The sequence below is a fragment of the Vreelandella sp. ssv genome, assembly GCF_059448525.1.
Genome location: NZ_CM182545.1, coordinates 3,526,538 through 3,543,438, shown reverse-complemented (window position 1 = coordinate 3,543,438; position 16,901 = coordinate 3,526,538). Strand labels below are relative to the sequence as shown.

General features: G+C 52.3%; 18 protein-coding genes. All 18 read left to right on the top strand.

Annotation, left to right across the window (positions count from 1 at the left end; translation table 11 throughout):
• Positions 1-4: 4 nt before the first annotated feature.
• The 18 genes from AC5TBW_RS16140 to AC5TBW_RS16055 all read left to right on the top strand — a co-directional run bounded on the left by AC5TBW_RS16140 (position 5) and on the right by AC5TBW_RS16055 (position 16,870).
• On the top strand, positions 5-559 hold the full coding sequence (locus AC5TBW_RS16140; RefSeq protein WP_495509532.1) for a GNAT family N-acetyltransferase: 555 nt from the start codon (positions 5-7) through the stop codon (positions 557-559).
• A 24-nt stretch (positions 560-583) separates the two neighbouring features.
• Positions 584-1,627 carry a pseudaminic acid synthase gene (pseI, locus tag AC5TBW_RS16135; RefSeq protein WP_495509531.1) on the top strand — a complete coding sequence of 348 codons (1,044 nt, stop codon included), beginning with the start codon at positions 584-586 and terminating at the stop codon, positions 1,625-1,627.
• Positions 1,628-2,076: 449 nt separating this feature from the next.
• On the top strand, positions 2,077-2,847 hold the full coding sequence (locus AC5TBW_RS16130) for an amino acid ABC transporter substrate-binding protein (RefSeq protein WP_495509530.1): 771 nt from the start codon (positions 2,077-2,079) through the stop codon (positions 2,845-2,847).
• Between the two features lie 82 nt (positions 2,848-2,929).
• Entirely contained in the window at positions 2,930-3,598 is a 669-nt protein-coding gene (locus AC5TBW_RS16125; protein ID WP_495509529.1) for an amino acid ABC transporter permease, read from the top strand.
• A complete protein-coding gene (locus tag AC5TBW_RS16120) occupies positions 3,595-4,350 on the top strand; it encodes an amino acid ABC transporter ATP-binding protein (protein WP_495509528.1) in 756 nt (251 codons plus the stop codon). Before AC5TBW_RS16125 ends, AC5TBW_RS16120 begins: the two co-directional genes overlap by 4 nt.
• 29 nt (positions 4,351-4,379) lie before the next feature.
• Positions 4,380-5,186 (top strand): 3'(2'),5'-bisphosphate nucleotidase CysQ, encoded by an 807-nt coding sequence (cysQ, locus tag AC5TBW_RS16115; protein ID WP_495509527.1) that lies wholly within the window; start codon positions 4,380-4,382, stop codon positions 5,184-5,186.
• A gap of 269 nt (positions 5,187-5,455) precedes the next feature.
• Positions 5,456-5,722, top strand: coding sequence for a 30S ribosomal protein S20 (gene rpsT, locus AC5TBW_RS16110; protein ID WP_008959243.1), 267 nt, complete (start codon positions 5,456-5,458; stop codon positions 5,720-5,722).
• A 98-nt stretch (positions 5,723-5,820) separates the two neighbouring features.
• Positions 5,821-7,404 (top strand): murein biosynthesis integral membrane protein MurJ, encoded by a 1,584-nt coding sequence (gene murJ / locus AC5TBW_RS16105; protein ID WP_495509526.1) that lies wholly within the window; start codon positions 5,821-5,823, stop codon positions 7,402-7,404.
• 66 nt (positions 7,405-7,470) lie between these two features.
• Entirely contained in the window at positions 7,471-8,559 is a 1,089-nt protein-coding gene (gene ribF / locus AC5TBW_RS16100) for a bifunctional riboflavin kinase/FAD synthetase (RefSeq protein WP_495509525.1), read from the top strand.
• 7 nt (positions 8,560-8,566) lie between these two features.
• Positions 8,567-11,404 carry an isoleucine--tRNA ligase gene (gene ileS / locus AC5TBW_RS16095; RefSeq protein WP_495509524.1) on the top strand — a complete coding sequence of 946 codons (2,838 nt, stop codon included), beginning with the start codon at positions 8,567-8,569 and terminating at the stop codon, positions 11,402-11,404.
• Complete coding sequence (gene lspA, locus AC5TBW_RS16090; RefSeq protein ID WP_495509523.1) at positions 11,397-11,939, top strand: signal peptidase II; 543 nt, start codon at positions 11,397-11,399, stop codon at positions 11,937-11,939. Before ileS ends, lspA begins: the two co-directional genes overlap by 8 nt.
• 19 nt (positions 11,940-11,958) lie before the next feature.
• The gene (gene fkpB / locus AC5TBW_RS16085; protein WP_495509522.1) at positions 11,959-12,405 is read left to right on the top strand and encodes an FKBP-type peptidyl-prolyl cis-trans isomerase; all 447 of its coding nucleotides are present in this window, start codon (positions 11,959-11,961) and stop codon (positions 12,403-12,405) included.
• Between the two features lie 30 nt (positions 12,406-12,435).
• The gene (gene ispH / locus AC5TBW_RS16080) at positions 12,436-13,416 is read left to right on the top strand and encodes a 4-hydroxy-3-methylbut-2-enyl diphosphate reductase (RefSeq protein ID WP_495509521.1); all 981 of its coding nucleotides are present in this window, start codon (positions 12,436-12,438) and stop codon (positions 13,414-13,416) included.
• Between the two features lie 66 nt (positions 13,417-13,482).
• A complete protein-coding gene (locus AC5TBW_RS16075; protein ID WP_495509520.1) occupies positions 13,483-13,878 on the top strand; it encodes a type IV pilin protein in 396 nt (131 codons plus the stop codon).
• Positions 13,865-14,377 carry a GspH/FimT family pseudopilin gene (locus tag AC5TBW_RS16070; RefSeq protein ID WP_495509519.1) on the top strand — a complete coding sequence of 171 codons (513 nt, stop codon included), beginning with the start codon at positions 13,865-13,867 and terminating at the stop codon, positions 14,375-14,377. Before AC5TBW_RS16075 ends, AC5TBW_RS16070 begins: the two co-directional genes overlap by 14 nt.
• Positions 14,374-14,808, top strand: coding sequence for a type IV pilus modification protein PilV (gene pilV, locus AC5TBW_RS16065; protein WP_495509518.1), 435 nt, complete (start codon positions 14,374-14,376; stop codon positions 14,806-14,808). The genes AC5TBW_RS16070 and pilV overlap by 4 nt, the downstream gene beginning before the upstream one ends.
• Positions 14,805-15,290: a PilW family protein gene (locus tag AC5TBW_RS16060; RefSeq protein WP_495509517.1), complete on the top strand. Its 486-nt coding sequence runs from the start codon at positions 14,805-14,807 to the stop codon at positions 15,288-15,290. The genes pilV and AC5TBW_RS16060 overlap by 4 nt, the downstream gene beginning before the upstream one ends.
• Complete coding sequence (locus AC5TBW_RS16055) at positions 15,287-16,870, top strand: pilus assembly PilX family protein (protein ID WP_495509516.1); 1,584 nt, start codon at positions 15,287-15,289, stop codon at positions 16,868-16,870. The genes AC5TBW_RS16060 and AC5TBW_RS16055 overlap by 4 nt, the downstream gene beginning before the upstream one ends.
• Positions 16,871-16,901 lie beyond the last annotated feature (31 nt).

Sequence of the window (16,901 nt, the reverse complement as noted above, 5' to 3'; positions counted from 1 at the left end):
AATTATGTATTACGATACATCTGGTGCTTTCAAGCTGATACCTTTAGAACTTAAGCACATTGATGAAGAGTATGTATCGTGGTTTGAGAATGCTGATGGTCATCTCGATTACTTTACGGGTAGTGGTAGGACATTCTCCCAAGAAGTGATTGTCAAAGACTTTCACAACGGTATTACGTCAGGGAAGTGGTTTTATTATCTGATAGAGAGCGAGTCAGGCGACAAAATCGGGAACATAAAAGTTGGGCCTATTGATCAGAAAAACAAAACATCTGACTTGGTGTGCTTTGTTGGAAACAGAAAATATCTTGGAAAGGGTATTGCGAGCAGGGCAATAGGGCTTGCTAATAAGATTGCCTTTGAAAAATATGACATTCGTAGACTTCATGGTGGTATGTACGCTAGCAATGTACCTTCAATCAAAGCTTATACGAGAGCTGGATGGTATATCGAAGCCACACTTAAAGGCTATTACTGGATGGGCTCAAAGTCCGAAGATCGGGTTTGTGTTGCTTGCCTGAATCAAAAGTATTTTCCTGACGAATCGGGCAAAACGTAATTCATAATTAGTCGGATTATAATCATGGAAATTTCAGGAAGAAAGATAGGTCAAGAGTACCCTCCGTACATTATTGCCGAACTTTCAGCTAATCATAACGGCAAGCTGGAAATAGCCCTAAAAATCATCGAAGAAGCCGCAAAAGCCGGTGCCGATGCAGTGAAGCTGCAAACATACCGACCGGATACGATCACCCTAGATTCCGATGCCGACGAATTCAAAATCAAAGGTGGTCTGTGGGATGGTCGAACTCTCTATGAGCTCTACGAAGAAGCTCACATGCCTTGGGAGTGGCACAAACCCTTGTTTGAACACGCCAGAAAAATCGGTATCCCTATATTCAGCTCTCCTTTCGATTCCACCGCTGTGGATTTGCTGGAAGATCTGAATGCGCCAGCCTATAAAATTGCCTCGTTCGAAGCAGTTGACTTACCGCTTATTCGCTATGTCGCCGCTACCGGTAAGCCCATGATCATCTCCACCGGCATGGCCAATGCAGAGGAAATTGAGGAGGCAATTGCAGCCGCGAGAGAAGGTGGTTGCAAGCAGCTGGCCATTCTGCATTGTGTTAGCGGTTACCCTGCTCCCGCAGAAGACTACAACCTGAGAACGATTGCAGACATGATTGAGCGTTTTGGGTTGGTTACTGGTTTGTCAGACCATACTCTGGATAACACCACCGCAATTGCCAGCGTGGTGATGGGCGCTTCCCTGATTGAAAAACACTTCACACTCGATCGCAATGGCGGTGGCCCGGACGATAGCTTCTCTCTGGAGCCTTCCGATCTGGCGGCACTCTGTAGTGACAGCAAAACGGCCTGGAAAGCTCTCGGCGAGGTTAACTATGGTCGAAAATCCAGTGAGCAGGGTAATGCTCAATTTCGGCGTTCACTATATTTTGTGAAAGACATGAAGGCTGGTGATGTAATAACTGAAGATTGCGTGCGGAGTGTGCGGCCGGGGTATGGCCTTCCACCCAAATTGCTGAATAAGATTATTGGGCACAGAGTGGCCTTTGATGTAGATGCAAATACCCCAGTAAAAGAAAATTTTATAAGTACCAAATAGCTAGGTAACTCACGCTTTAGTCAGCGCCGATGTCTACCCGGGCTTAGGCCCTACCTGCCTGTAGGATACTGGTGCTGCACAAGCGGTGGTGTTCTATGCCGGTGGCCGGGTGGAAACGCTGGAAGGTGGACCGATTTCCTATGCCACGCGAGCGAGAAGCTCAACCCGCACTTTTTGGTTTGGGGGCACAAGAAAGCCTAATGACTCTTGATGATTGCCAACGTGTCATCGATCAGCTGCAAACCGTTATCGATGAGACTCAAGCCACGCAATTGCTCTGCAGTTGTTATCACATCTACATCAGGTATATTCAAAATAAGCATAAAAAATATCTTTAATATTCTTTTGTATGCTTTTGTCTTGCAGGTAAAATAACAGCCATCAACGCCACATGATTTTTTTGCGGCTATTCGGATCGTCGGGATATCGACTAACGAGGAATCAGACCTATGCCACTAATACGCCGATTTAATTTTACTTTAGCTGCGCTCTCATTGAGCGTTGCCAGCGGGTTATTCGCCGCCACTGCCCAAGCCGAAACGCTCCGCGTGGGTATGTCCGGCGGTTACTTCCCCTTTACCTTCGTTGAGCAGGATGAGCTTAAAGGGTTTGAAGTCGATGTCATGAATGCCGTGGGTGAAATCACCGGTGATGAGATTGAGTTCGTTACCGCTAGCTTCTCGGGCCTAGCGGGGATGCTGGAGTCTGGGCGTATTGATACCATTGCTAACCAGATTACGATTACCCCTGAGCGCGAAGCCAAGTATGCCTTCACCGAGCCTTACGTGTATGACGGCGCGCAAGTTGTGGTGCGGGAAGGCAATGACACTATCCAGGGAGTCGACGATTTATCGGGTAAAAGTGTTGCGGTAAATTTGGGCTCGAACTATGAGCAGCTGTTGCGTGAACAACCGAACGCCGATGAAATCGAGATTCGTACCTATGAATCCAATATCGAGCAGGATGTGGCGCTGGGTCGGGTAGAAGCCTTTGTGATGGATCGCGTGAGCGCGACGCAAGTCATTAAAGAGAAAGGCCTGCCATTAGAGCTGGCGGGCAAGCCGTTCTCGACCATTGAGAACGCGTTACCGTTTCGCGATGACGAAGCGGGCCGGGAACAGCGTGATCGAGTTGATGAAGCCCTCACCGAGTTGCGGGAAAACGGTAAATTGCTCGAGATATCCGAAAAATGGTTCGATACTGATATCACTCAGCCTTAACGCCTGACCTAATCCGTTTAACACGGCCGTGGCATTGCCACGGCCGTTTGCTTATAAGCGATTTAGCCTATGTTTAATTATCATGCTTAACCTCGAATATATGTGGGGGCTGTTGCCGGTTCTGCTGCGCTATCTGCCGCTCACGCTGCAAATGGCGACTATCGCCATGTTCTTTGCGCTGATTCTGGCGTGCCTGCTGGCAGTGGTTCGCGTATCAAAAGTGCCGGTGTTAAACGGGTTTTCGCTGCTGTTTATTTCGTTTTTCCGTGGTACGCCGCTGCTGGTTCAGCTGTTTCTTTTCTACTACGGCTTGCCTCAGTTGGTGGAAGCGCTGGTGGCGATCAATGGTGTAACGGCGGCAGTGTTAGGGCTAACGCTGCACTTTTCTGCTTACATGGCCGAGTCTATTCGTGCGGCCATTGTGGGGATCGATCGCAGTCAGACCGAAGCCGCGCTCTCCATCGGCATGACCCAGTCACAGTTAATGCGCCGTATCATTTTGCCCCAGGCAACCCGCGTAGCAACGCCCACGCTAATGAATTACTTCATTGATATGATCAAGGCGACCTCGCTGGCCTTTACGCTGGGGGTGACTGAATTAATGGGCGCAACGCAAAAAGAGGCGGCGGGTAGTTTTCTCTATTTGGAGGCATTCTTGCTGGTGGCGCTGATTTATTGGGCGATTGTGGAAGTGCTCTCCTGGGGGCAGCGTCGGTTAGAAATTTACCTGAATAAGGCCTACCAACGATGATTTCGCTGCAGGGCATTACCAAGCGTTTTAGTGGCCATACGGTGTTTCAAGATATCGACTTGAGCCTTGCTCAGGGCGAGATCATTGTGATCATTGGGCCTTCCGGGACGGGTAAATCGACGTTGCTGCGCTGTATTAACTTTCTTGAAAAGCCAGATGCCGGGCGCTTACAGGTGGGCGACCTGAGTGTGGATACCCAGCGCGCTAGCCGGGCAGACATTTTGGCGCTGCGTCGGCGTACGGCATTTGTGTTTCAGAACTACGGCCTGTTCGCCAATAAAACCGCGCTGGAGAATATCAGCGAAGGCATGATCGTGGTGGATAAACTGCCTAAGGCGAAGGCCCATGCGCGGGCTAGGGAGATTCTGGAGCGCATTGGTCTAGCGGATAAAGCAGATGCTTATCCCGCTTCGCTCTCCGGCGGCCAGCAGCAACGAGTAGGTATTGGTCGTGCCATGGCCGCTAACGCTGACGTGATCCTGTTTGATGAGCCTACCTCTTCCCTTGATCCCCAGTGGGTGGAGGAGGTGCTGAGCTTGATGAAGCAGCTGGCCGAAGAGCGCCAGACAATGATTGTGGTGACTCACGAGATGCAGTTCGCAAGGGAAGTGGCAGATCGCGTGGTGTTTATGGACGAGGGCGGCATCGTTGAGCAAGCGCCGCCAGAGGAGTTGTTCACTGCCCCCAAAGATGAGCGAACGCGCCATTTCTTGCGTAAAATATTGGCGCCAACGGGGCAGGCTGTACCTTAAAGGCTAAATCCTTACTGGCTGAGGTTAAGATGCCCACTATTAACAAGGTATTGCTAAAAAGCGTTGAGACGTTGGTCCGTGAGGCGGGCGAAGCGATCATGAGAGTATATCGCCGCGACTTCGCCGTAGAAATAAAAGCTGACAAGAGCCCGCTCACCGAGGCGGATAAAGCGGCGCATCTCATCATTACCCGTGGTTTGCAGGTTCTCACCCCTGAAGTGCCGATACTCTCCGAAGAAGATACTCAAAGCTTCAAAGGCGCTAACGCTGAGGGCTTTTATTGGCTGGTCGACCCGCTGGATGGCACGAAAGAGTTCATCAAGCGTAACGATGAGTTTACCGTTAATATTGCTTTGATTGCTCAAGGAAAACCGGTGTTGGGGGGGGTGATGGCGCCAGCCTTACAACTGACTTATTTAGCCGCAGATGGCTTGGGCGCTTTTAAGGTCGGTACTGATGGGCAGTGGCAGGCGATCCAAGCGTTATTGCCTCCTTTGCCGGGGCAGCCTTGGCGAGTGCTGGGAAGCCGCTCCCATGCTGACCCGCGTATGTCGTCATGGTTGGCTGCCCTGGGCCTCTATGAAATCCAGCCCATGGGTAGTTCGCTGAAGTCGTGTTTTATCGCCGAAGGTAAAGCCGATGTGTACCCGCGCTTTGGGCCCACGAGCCTGTGGGATACCGCAGCGGCCCAGGCAGTTGTCGAACAGGCCGGGGGGCGGGTGGTTAACCTGCAAGGTCACCCTTTAAGCTATGCTAATCCTGAGCAATTCCTTAACCCCGATTTTATAGTGTGGGGGCAGCGAGCGAGCGAAGAGCGTATCGGGCAGGGCAAGTGAGGTGAGCGGTGCGTTTATGTGGTGTCGTTCCGTATTGACAACCGCTAGCAAGCACGCTTAGCGCGTGATAGACTACGCCATCCTCTCAGACAAGACTCGTGAACGGGCAGCTTAATTCGACTGCCTGTTACACATTTTGGTAGGGTAATACGCCTTCCAAATCAATTGGTTGTTGCGGAAACGTCGTGCTATGACAGCGTAGCCGACGAACACATATTTAATTTCGTTGCCGTTTTATCGGTAACCTTTATTCTCCAAGGAGATACCCTGTGGCGAACAGCAAGCAAGCTCGCAAGCGCGCCCGCCAGGCCGAGAACCGTCGCGTCCTGAAATCCAGCCAGCGCAGCATGGTCCGCACCTACATCAAGCGTGTAGTGAAAGCGATCAGCACCGGCGACCACGCCAAGGCAATGGAAGAGTTCAAGGCCATGCAGCCGGTCGTTGACCGCATTGCAGATAAAGACGTGCTGTCTAAGAAGAAAGCAGCTCGCCTGAAGAGCCGTTTGAACAAGCGTATTAAGGCACTGGCGGCGTAAGTCGGCAGGCGCCATAAAAAAAACCGGCTACGGCCGGTTTTTTTGTGTCTGGATATTTCTTATGGATGGTTCTTCTAGACGGTTTTTCTGGATAGCTTATGACGGTGAAGAAAGCACCTAACACTTCCCCTGGTAGCGCAATAGCCCGTCGCGGGCTAATGCGCTCTGGGCTTGTGGTCAGCGCCATGACCATGCTGTCGAGAGTGCTGGGGCTGGCGCGGGATGTGGTTATCGCAACCTTGTTAGGGGCGGGAGACGGCGCCGATGCGTTTTTTGTGGCGTTTAAGATCCCCAACTTTCTGCGCCGCCTATTTGCCGAGGGCGCATTCAATCAGGCCTTTGTGCCCGTGCTTTCAGAGTACTCCACCCAGCGTAACCGTGAAGAAATTCGCGAGCTGCTGAATGCGACGGCGGGAAGCTTGACGGCGGTGTTGGCGTTGATTACCGCCGTGGCGATGCTCTGTGCGCCTTGGCTGATTTGGGTGTTTGCCCCCGGTTTTGGCAGTGAGCCGGAAAAGCTAGCGCTGACAGCCGATATGCTGCGCTTAACGTTTCCCTATTTATTGCTGATATCGCTGACTGCGTTTTCAGGCAGTGTATTGAATACCTGGAACCGCTTCGCAGTGCCGGCGTTTACTCCCGTATTGCTGAATTTGTCATTGATTGGTGCGGCGCTTTTTCTAATGCCGCTAATGGAAGAGCCCGCTATGGCGCTGGCCTGGGGCGTGTTGATTGCCGGGGCCGCCCAGCTTGTTTTTCAAGTACCGTTCTTGCTGAGATTGGGGTTGATGCCCACGCCGTGGCCTAATTTTGCCCACGAGGGCGTGCGTCGCATACTAAAGCTAATGGGCCCTGCGCTTTTCGGGGTGTCGGTGTCGCAAATTAACCTGCTATTGGATACCGTTTTGGCGTCTTTGCTGGCGGCAGGTAGCGTGTCGTGGCTCTATTATTCGGATCGTTTGGTAGAGTTGCCACTGGGTGTTTTTGGCGTGGCTATTGGTACCGTAATTTTGCCAGCGCTTTCTAAACGCCATGCCGACCAGTCCAAAGAGCACTTTGCCGCCATGCTTGATTGGGCTATCCGCATTGTATTGCTGTTAGGTTTACCCGCGGCGTTGGCGCTAGCGGTGCTGGCCGAGCCGCTATTGATTACGCTGTTCCATTACGGTGCGATGACTGACAACGATATTCAGATGGCCGCCATGAGCCTGCGTGCTTACGCCTTCGGCTTGGTGGCCTTTATGCTAATCAAGGTATTAGCTCCGGGCTTTTTTGCTCGCCAGGACACCAAAACTCCGGTCAAGGTAGGCATTATCGCCATGGTGGCTAATATGGTGCTTAACCTGCTGCTAATTTGGCCACTGGCCCATGCCGGGTTGGCGTTAGCCACCGCGTTGTCTGCTTTCTTGAATGCGGGTCTGCTGGGTTACTTGTTGCATAAACAGGGAGTGCTGGTCTTTCAGCCAGGCTGGACGCGCTATGCGGTGCAGTTGTTAGGCGGCAGTACCTTAATGTGCGCGGCCCTCTATTTTGTTGCACCGGACTGGCAGTCATGGCTCACGTTTGGTCTTTGGCAGCGGATAAGCTGGGTCACGGGGTTAGTGGTACTAGGCGGTTCGCTTTACTTTGCGTGGCTAGCGGCACTGGGTTTACGCGTTCGTCATTTTAAAATGCACTCATAACACTGCATCCTAGGGTGTGGGTTCGTTATAATCAGAGGCTTTATATCCTCCAACGGCTGAGGTGCCATGCGCGTCATTCGAGGTCTGCACAACTTGAGAGCGGCTCATCGTGGCTGCGTTGCGACCATTGGTAATTTCGATGGGGTGCATCGCGGCCATCAAGCCATCCTTCAGCAGTGCCGTGAGCATGCCGCACGCTGGAGTGTGCCGCTGACAGTAGTGGTGTTCGAGCCCCAGCCACGGGAGTTTTTTGCCGGCGATCAAGCGCCGCCACGGTTAACGCGCCTGCGTGAGAAAGTGCGATTGCTTCGCGATTTTGGTGCGGAACAAGTTCTGGTGCTGCCGTTTAACGACACGCTGCGTAGCCTCACCGGGCGCGAATTTATCGATCAGGTGTTGATTGATGGGCTAGGTGTTAGGCACCTGGTGGTGGGCGATGATTTCCGCTTCGGATGCGACCGCCGCGGTGATTTCGCGCTGCTGGCGGAAGTGGGCCGTGAGCAGGGGTTTGGCGTAGAGCACACCCGCACCTTTACCGTTGACGACGAGCGGGTGTCTAGCACACGGGTGCGTACCTTGCTCGCGAGTGGCAATTTTTCTGCCGCCGCGCGCTTGCTGGGCCGCCCTTATTCGTTGCATGGCCGCGTGGTGCGAGATCAACAGTTGGGGCGCACCATCGGCGTACCCACCGCTAACTTGCCGCTGCTACCTCAGCCATTAACGTTGCGTGGGGTGTTTGCGGTGGTGGCCGAGTTGGCAAATGGTGAACGCTACCCGGCAGTGGCGAATGTTGGCTTTCGCCCCACGGTGGGCTCAGAACGGCCGACGCTTGAGGTACACTTGCTCGATTTTAGCGGTGACCTTTACGGCCAGCGCATGACGGTGTTTCCCTGCGCTCGCCTGCGAGGTGAGGTCAAATTCGACGGCCTTGAGGCGCTGAAAGCGCAAATAGAACGTGATCAGGCCCGCGCTCGCCACTATTTAACGTTAACGGCGGCAATAGGTGGGCAAAACAGCGCTGACCAAGACAGTTCTGAACAAAACAGTTCTGAACAGGACTATTCTCTTCCGCTGGCCTCGGCCCCACTTGGGCGTGAGACCGCTTCTTCTGATTCATCTTCGGCGGGGACTTCCGCTGATGCTAACGACGGCTGACCGGACTATGGATTATAAGCACACGCTGAATTTGCCAGAAACTGACTTCCCTATGCGCGGCATGCTGCCGAAGCAAGAGCCGGGCCGGGTTTCCCAGTGGCAGGATATGAACATTTACCAGCGCCTGCGGGAAGCGCGCGCGGGAGCGCCGCTATTTGTGCTGCACGATGGCCCTCCTTATGCCAACGGCAGTATTCATATTGGTCACGCCGTTAATAAAATTCTGAAAGATATTATCGTTAAATCGAAGAATTTAGCCGGTTTCGATGCCCCCTACGTGCCGGGTTGGGACTGTCATGGTTTGCCTATCGAGCACAAAGTAGAAACAACTCATGGCAAGCACCTGGCGCCGGATCACGCTCGTGAGCTTTGCCGTGAATACGCTGGTGCTCAGGTTGAAACACAACTGGCCGATTTCGTGCGCTTGGGCATTATCGGGGATTGGGATCACCCCTACCGCACCATGGATTTCGCCAATGAAGCGGGTGAGATTCGTGCCCTGGCCGAAATGGTTGACGCAGGCTACGTGTTTAAAGGCTTGAAGCCGGTGAACTGGTGCTTTGACTGTGGCTCGGCGCTGGCTGAGGCAGAGGTCGAATACGCTGATAAGAAGTCTGATGCTATCGATGTCGCCTTCCCGGTGGAAGACGCTGACAAGCTGGCTGCCGCCTTTGGCTTAAGTGAGTTGACCAAGCCCACTTCGGTGGTTATCTGGACCACCACGCCCTGGACCATTCCAGCCAACCAGGCGTTGAACGTTCACCCCGAGTTCACCTATGCACTGGTCGATACCGGCGAGCGCCTGCTGCTGCTGGCTGAAGAGCTGGTGGAGAGCTGTTTGGAGCGCTTTGGGTTACAAGGTGAAGTAATTGCTACCACTCAAGGCAAAAACCTTGATCTGATCAATTTCCGCCACCCGTTTTATGATCGTCTCTCGCCGGTTTATCTAGCGGAGTACGTCGAGTCTGAGGTAGGCAGTACTGGTATTGTTCACTCTGCGCCCTCTTACGGTATGGATGACTTTATCACCTGCCGCGAGCATGGCATGGAGTTCGATGACATGCTCAACCCGGTGCAGGGAAACGGTGTTTATGCTGACAACCTGCCGTTCTTCGGCGGTCAGATGATTTGGAAGGCCAACCCCCAGATCGTGGAAAAGCTACGCGAAGTGGATGCGCTGATGGCGCATATTCCGATCAAACACAGCTACATGCACTGCTGGCGCCATAAAACGCCGGTGATCTACCGTGCCACGGCGCAATGGTTTGTGGGCATGGATATTCAAGGCAAAGACGGTAAAACGCTGCGTGAACGTGCCCTTGAAGGTATCGAAGCCACGGCGTTTACGCCCGGCTGGGGGCAGGCGCGCCTACACAGCATGATTGCTAACCGCCCCGATTGGTGTATCTCCCGCCAGCGTAACTGGGGCGTGCCGATCCCGTTTTTCTTACACAAGCAAACCGGCGAGCTGCACCCGCGTACCGTTGAACTGATGGAAGAGGCTGCCAAGCGCGTTGAGCTAGAAGGCATCGACGCCTGGTTCAAGCTCGAACCGTCAGAGCTATTGGGCGCGGAAGCGGCGGATTACGACAAAGTTACCGATACACTCGATGTGTGGTTCGATTCCGGCACCACGCACCGCCACGTACTGCGAGGCTCGCACCCCCACGGCCATGAAAGCGGTCCGCGAGCGGATCTCTACCTGGAAGGCTCTGATCAGCACCGTGGCTGGTTCCACTCATCGCTGCTGACTGGCTCGGCGATTGACGGTCATCCCCCGTATCGTCAGCTGCTGACTCACGGCTTTACCGTCGACTCCCAGGGCCGAAAGCAGTCCAAGTCGCTGGGCAACGTGGTCGCGCCGCAGGAAGTGATGGATAAGCTAGGCGGCGACATTCTGCGCCTATGGGTGGCATCGACCGATTACTCCGGTGAAATGGCCGTCTCTGACGAGATTTTGAAGCGTACCTCCGATGTCTATCGCCGGATTCGGAATACCGCACGCTTTCTGCTTTCGAACCTTAACGGTTTCGATCCAGAGAAAAACCAAGTAGCGTTTGGCGATATGCTGGCACTGGATCAGTGGGTCGTTGATCGCGCGGCTCAGCTCCAGGCGCGCATTGAAAAAGCCTACGAAGAGTACCGCTTCCTGGATGTGTATCAGCAGGTGCACGGTTTCTGTGCCCGGGAACTGGGTGGCTTCTATCTAGACGTCATCAAGGATCGCCAATACACCACCCAAACCGACTCACTGGCACGCCGTAGCGCGCAAACCGCGCTCTATCATGTGGTGGAAGCCCTGAGCCGATGGATCGCGCCGATTCTATCCTTCACCGCTGAAGAGATTCACGAGAACATCCCCGGTAAGCGTGGCGACAGCGTGTTGCTTGAGACCTACTACACTGACCTTGGCACGCTGGAAGAGGGTGCAGATATGGGTCGTGCTTTCTGGGAGCAGGTGCTGGAGGTTAAGCACTCGGTCAATAAGTGCCTGGAAGACGCCCGTAATGCCAAAGTGATTAAAGGCAGCCTTGCAGCCGAAGTGACGCTGTATGTGAGCGACGAGCTTCAGGCGATGCTGACTAAACTGGGCGATGAGCTGCGCTTTGTCATGCTCACCAGCGAAGTCACGCTCAAGCCCCTTGCTGAAGCCGGTGATGTGGCGGCTGAACCAACGGAGCTTGAAGGCTTGAAAGTGGCGGTCAACGCCAGCGACAACACCAAGTGCGAGCGCTGTTGGCACCACCGCCCAGATTTAGGCACGCATGCCGAGCACCCAGATCTATGCGGACGCTGTATCAGCAATCTTCCCGAAGGCAGCGGTGAGACTCGTTACTATGCTTAAAGAAGGAAATACGCCTGATACCAACGCACGGCCGACGATGCGTCGGCCGCTGCGCTGGCTATGGCTAGCCGTGGCGGTGATCGTACTGGATTTGGTCACGAAATTTGTGGCCAGTAGCCAGCTAGGCTATGCGCAGCCAGTGGAAGTACTGCCGTTTTTTAACCTGACGCTGCTGCACAACACCGGCGCCGCGTTCAGCTTTTTAGCTACCCATCCCGGCTGGCAGCGCTGGTTCTTCGCTATTATTGCGATTGGCGCTAGTGCGGGTCTAACGGTTTGGCTGACGCGCATCAAGCACGACGAAAAGATGTTGGCGATTGCGCTTCCGCTGATTATTGGTGGCGCCTTGGGCAACCTTTATGACCGCTTGGTGCATGGCTATGTGGTCGATTTCCTCTCTTTCCACGCCGCTGGGTGGTACTACCCAGCGTTTAACGTGGCAGATATTGCGATTACCCTAGGGGCCGTCGCTTTAATCTGGGAATCCATTATGGGCGAACGGCGGCGTAAAAAAATAGCCGAAACTTCCCATTAATCGAACGTTGAGAACTGCAATGAGCGACTATCTGATCGATGAAGGCATGGAAGTGACGCTACACTTCACCCTAAAGTTAGAGGATGGCACGTTGGTGGATTCCACCAAAGACAAAGCCCCGGCCACTTTCGAGTTTGGCGATGGCAATCTTCCGCCCGGCTTTGAGCATCCTATTAAAGGCCTGGCGGCCGGCCAGGATGGGACGTTTCAGATCACTCCCGAACATGCATTCGGCCAGCATAACCCGCAAAATATTCAGACTCTGAAGCGGGCCGATTTTGGCGATGAACCGCCAGAAATTGGTATGGTGATGTCGTTTGCCGATAAAGCGGGAACGGAATTGCCTGGTGTGGTCAAAACCATCGATGGTGATCGTATTGAAGTGGACTTCAATCACCCATTAGCAGGCCGCACGCTAACGTTTGAAGTAGAAGTACTGGACGTTAAGCCGGTGACCACTCATTAAGCAGATGCCACGTCGCATCAAGGCGCTCTTATGACAAGCACGCAGCAAACACAGCCTATCGAAATTAAATTGGCCAACCCGCGCGGCTTTTGTGCCGGTGTGGATCGTGCGATTGATATCGTCAATCGCGCACTGGATGTCTTTGGCCCGCCCATCTATGTTCGCCATGAGGTGGTTCATAACCGCTTTGTCGTTGAAACGTTGCGCGACCGTGGCGCTGTGTTTGTTGAGGAACTGGATGAAGTGCCGGATGACGTTATCGTCATTTTCTCTGCTCACGGTGTTTCTCGTGCCGTCCAAGCCGATGCGGAACGGCGCGGTTTGAAGGTGTTCGACGCCACTTGTCCACTAGTGACCAAGGTACACTTAGAGGTTTTGCGCTACGCTAAGCGCGGTCAGGAGTGCATCCTTATCGGCCATGAAGGCCATCCGGAAGTCGAAGGCACGATGGGGCGTTATGACACCTCCCACGGTGGGCGTATCTATCTGGTAGAAGACGAAAAAGACGTCGCTAAACTAGAAGTGCGTGATCCCTCCAAGCTGGCTTTCGTCACCCAAACGACGCTCTCGATGGACGATACCGCGAAGGTGATCGCTGCGCTGCGTGAGAAGTTTGCTGAGATTCAAGGCCCACGCAATGATGACATCTGCTACGCCACGCAAAACCGTCAGGATGCAGTGCGCGAGTTAGCGTCCCAGAGCGATTTATTGTTGGTAGTAGGTAGCCCCAACAGCTCAAACTCGAACCGCTTGCGAGAGCTTTCAGAGCGTATGGGCACGCCCGCTTACTTGATCGACAACGCTGATCAAATCGATCCGCTGTGGCTTGAGAACGTGGCGCGTGTAGGGGTGACCGCTGGTGCCAGTGCCCCTGAGGTGTTGGTCAAAGGTGTGATTGCCAAGCTCCAAACCCTGGGTGCTGCGATCCCTGAAGAGTTACAGGGTCGCGAAGAAACCATTACTTTCTCGATGCCGAAGGAGTTGCGTGAAAAGGTGATCGCCAGCAGCTGATGCAAAGCGTATTAGTTTGCGACATACTGAATCGGTATGAGCCAACTAATACAGGAGCAAAGCCGCGTGTCTTATGTTTCTCATCCTTCCTCTGGCCGTTCTTTCTTAAACGGCCAGCGCGGCTTTACCCTCATTGAGTTAATGATTGTGCTGGTGATCATCGGCATTGTCGCTTCTATTGCCTACCCCAGCTATACCCGCTACGTGCAAAAATCGGTACGAACCGACGCCCATGCAGGCCTAATGCAGGCTGCCTCTGAGCTTGAGCGCTGTCATACGCGCTCATACACCTATAGTGATTGCACCATTAGTGAGTCTTCTCCCGAAAACAACTATGAGGTTGAGGCGAGTATTAGCGGTAGTGGTTATTTACTGACCGCAAGCACTACTCAGAATGATGGTTGTGCAAGTGATATAACCTTGAGTTCGAGCGGTGAAAGGTTACCCAATGACTGCTGGTGAACTGAATAAGCAGCGTGGGTTTACCCTGATCGAGCTATTGGTGACGCTGATGATCGCCTCGATCATCGCTATCATGGCGGTTCCTGCGTTTGCCGGTTTTCTTGCCCGACAACAATTGGCGGGCGATGTAAACGAACTTATCTCTGTGCTGAGCTTTGCCCGTAGCGAAGCGATCAAGCAGCGCCAACCGGTCTTAGTAGCGTTTTTACCGCCTGGTGATTGCGACGATGTTGAAGGAGTAAACGGGGGTAACGATCGTCAGCAGTGGTGTTACCGCGTACAACGCGAAGATGATGAGATCATGCGAGTAGGGCATTCGACCAATATCACTACGCCGGATCAAGCTTTCTCGCTCATCTTTCAAAGTTTAGGCGATGCCGATATTGATGGCTGCGGCGCTTCTCCTTGTAACGTCACGCTCACTCCACAGCGTGACAATATTGCTCCTGTGACGCTTGTTATCAATACGACAGGCAGTATTCGTCGGGGTGAGCCATGAAGCAACAGCGTGGCTTTAGCTTAATAGAGGCTTTGATTGCTTTAGTGGTCCTTTCGATTGGCCTAATCGGCGTAGCAGCCATGCAGCTTAAAGCGCTGCAGAGTGCGAATGCGGGTTATCAGCGTTCAGTAGTAAGCGTTGCTGCAGTAGATGCCCAGGAGCGGCTCTGGGCACACATGGCAACTCTGGATGCTGGCCAAACCTGTGAAGATATCGTGGCTTCCGCAGTTCAAACTGCATGGAAAGAGCATTGGTTTAATAACAGCAGTGAAGAGACCCCGCTGCGTGGCGCCTCCTCAGGCAACAGTGTTATTGAAAGTAGCAATAGCAATGCTAGCTGCCGGTTCCGTGTCAACGTGGCTTTAAGTGATGATGTGAATGACCAGTTTGAGTATACCTTTAGCCTCCCGCGCATTGAGAGTTTGCCATGAACCAACGTCAACATGGCTTTACGTTGGTTGAGTTGATGGTGGCAATGGCTATTGGCACGGTTATCATTTTAGGCGCTGGTCAGTTGTTTTTAACAACCTTTCAGACATTTAAAACCGTCGACCAAGTAAGCCGTAAGCAAGAGGCATTAATCTTTGCGGTCAGTACTCTGACTGAAGCCGGTCGTAAAGGAAATATTGATAACTACACGATCGTTCAGGATGAGAGAAACTCCCAAGGTACTGCTCGCCATTACTGTGTCCTGCAAGACCTCGCACAAAGTCAGCCTATAGTGGATCTTGCCCAAGTTGATCAAGCTACAGACTGTCCAGTGCTATCTGAATCTAATGACGATCACACATCTCACTTAGTAACGTTGGCGGTTGGTGATTGCCGAGAAGGTGAGAGGGCGATGTGTGACGTGATCACATTTCTCGTCACAGAGCGAAATAAAGTCATCTCATCACAAGAGCCAACCTCATGAAACAGCAACAAGGCGCAGCGTTAGTGATTGTGATGGCACTGCTCTCTGGCGCCCTGATGTTAGGCATGTCAGGGATGCAGAGCGCGTTGATTGATGAGCGTTTGGCAGGTAACTATCGTGCGTCTGTTCAATCACAAATGGCTGGTGAGTCTTTTTTATCTGACATTGTTAGAGATGAGAATAGTGACGTTTTAACTAGCATCATTAACCAGGTAATGGAAAGCGAAAACAATACGCCAGTAACGGTTGATGATGAGCAGCTCAAAGCATTGATGGAGGAGCTTTCTGTTGAAATCGAAGTGACTCGTCAAGATAACGAAATTACTATCAAAGCATGGGGCTCTCAGGGAAGGGCGAAAGCCCCCTCAGTGCTTGTGTTTAACGCGAACGGGGCGGCTGAGAATTTTCGAGCACCTTTTATAGCTTGCCAGCGTATGCGAATTAGCGGTAGCTCATTAGCTGCTAGTTGCAGGACCACTAACGACGTCTGTTCACAAAACCAATCCAGCTTTATCTCAGCGGGATCTCAAAACTACAATCTCCTTTATAGTTTAGGCAGTCAACCGAGTGATGCCATTACTTTAGATGGTAGTGCGCAAGCTTATGGTAGTGCCCGCTCTCAGAGAGATATCGTATTAACGGGGTCTTCGGGTATTAAGGGTGATGCCTATTTTCAAGGGGCTATTTTCCATGATGGTGGTACCGTTGTCGCTGGAAATGAAACAAGAATTGATTCCACTCCCCAGCGTTGTGATGTGTTTATGGATTTGGTTGAATTAAATCAGCAGAGAAATACAGTTAAGCAAGGGTATGGTAATAGTGTTGGTAATATAGATATTGGAGGTTATCAACGTCGCCAGTGGACGTTAACGCCTGAAGGGCTATTTTACTATGATGAACGGAGACAAGAGCGTAATTGCAGTATATTTGACTTTGCATGTTACTTTAACTTCCTTGATTTTTTTCTTAATTTGTTAGGCTTTGATGCCTGTGACGCTGGGGTGGTCCAGTGCAATAGGAATGATGTTGGCTGGGTAAAGCACTCCCCTGTTAGAAACAATACGATTGTAGTAGATGATTTTCGACTCATTAGTGAGCCCACTTTTTTTGTGAGTGGGTCTGAAAGTAATACACAAAGTAACCCTTCCCGGTTGCGCATGATAGTCAATGGAGACTTTTCCGTGAATGGTATTAGTGATGGCCTTATTATTGATGAAAGTGCTCAGTTAGAGATTTTTGTGCAGGGTAAAACAGATATTTGGTCTAATTTTCAATTAGGTAATACAAAAGCAACACGAGCCGGGGCACCCCCGCTTACAATCAATTCAAGTTACGCGGGTGCTGGCGATGCTGTCGCCGTAAACAGCGGCAGTCACTTTGTCGGTAACATCTATGCACCAGCCGGGAAGGTGTCAGTCAATTCGAGCCGTGTAACAGGTAGTATTTGGGCGCAGGAAATCAATGCCCTTAATAACAGCTACATCATTTATAACGAAGCAAATGTGGTCGCAGATAGCCAAGCCATTGAAACAGAGGCAACCGGTGAGAGCGGCAATGGTTTTAATTGGCAATGGAGATGATCGAGAATATATGTCGATTAGCACCTATGGT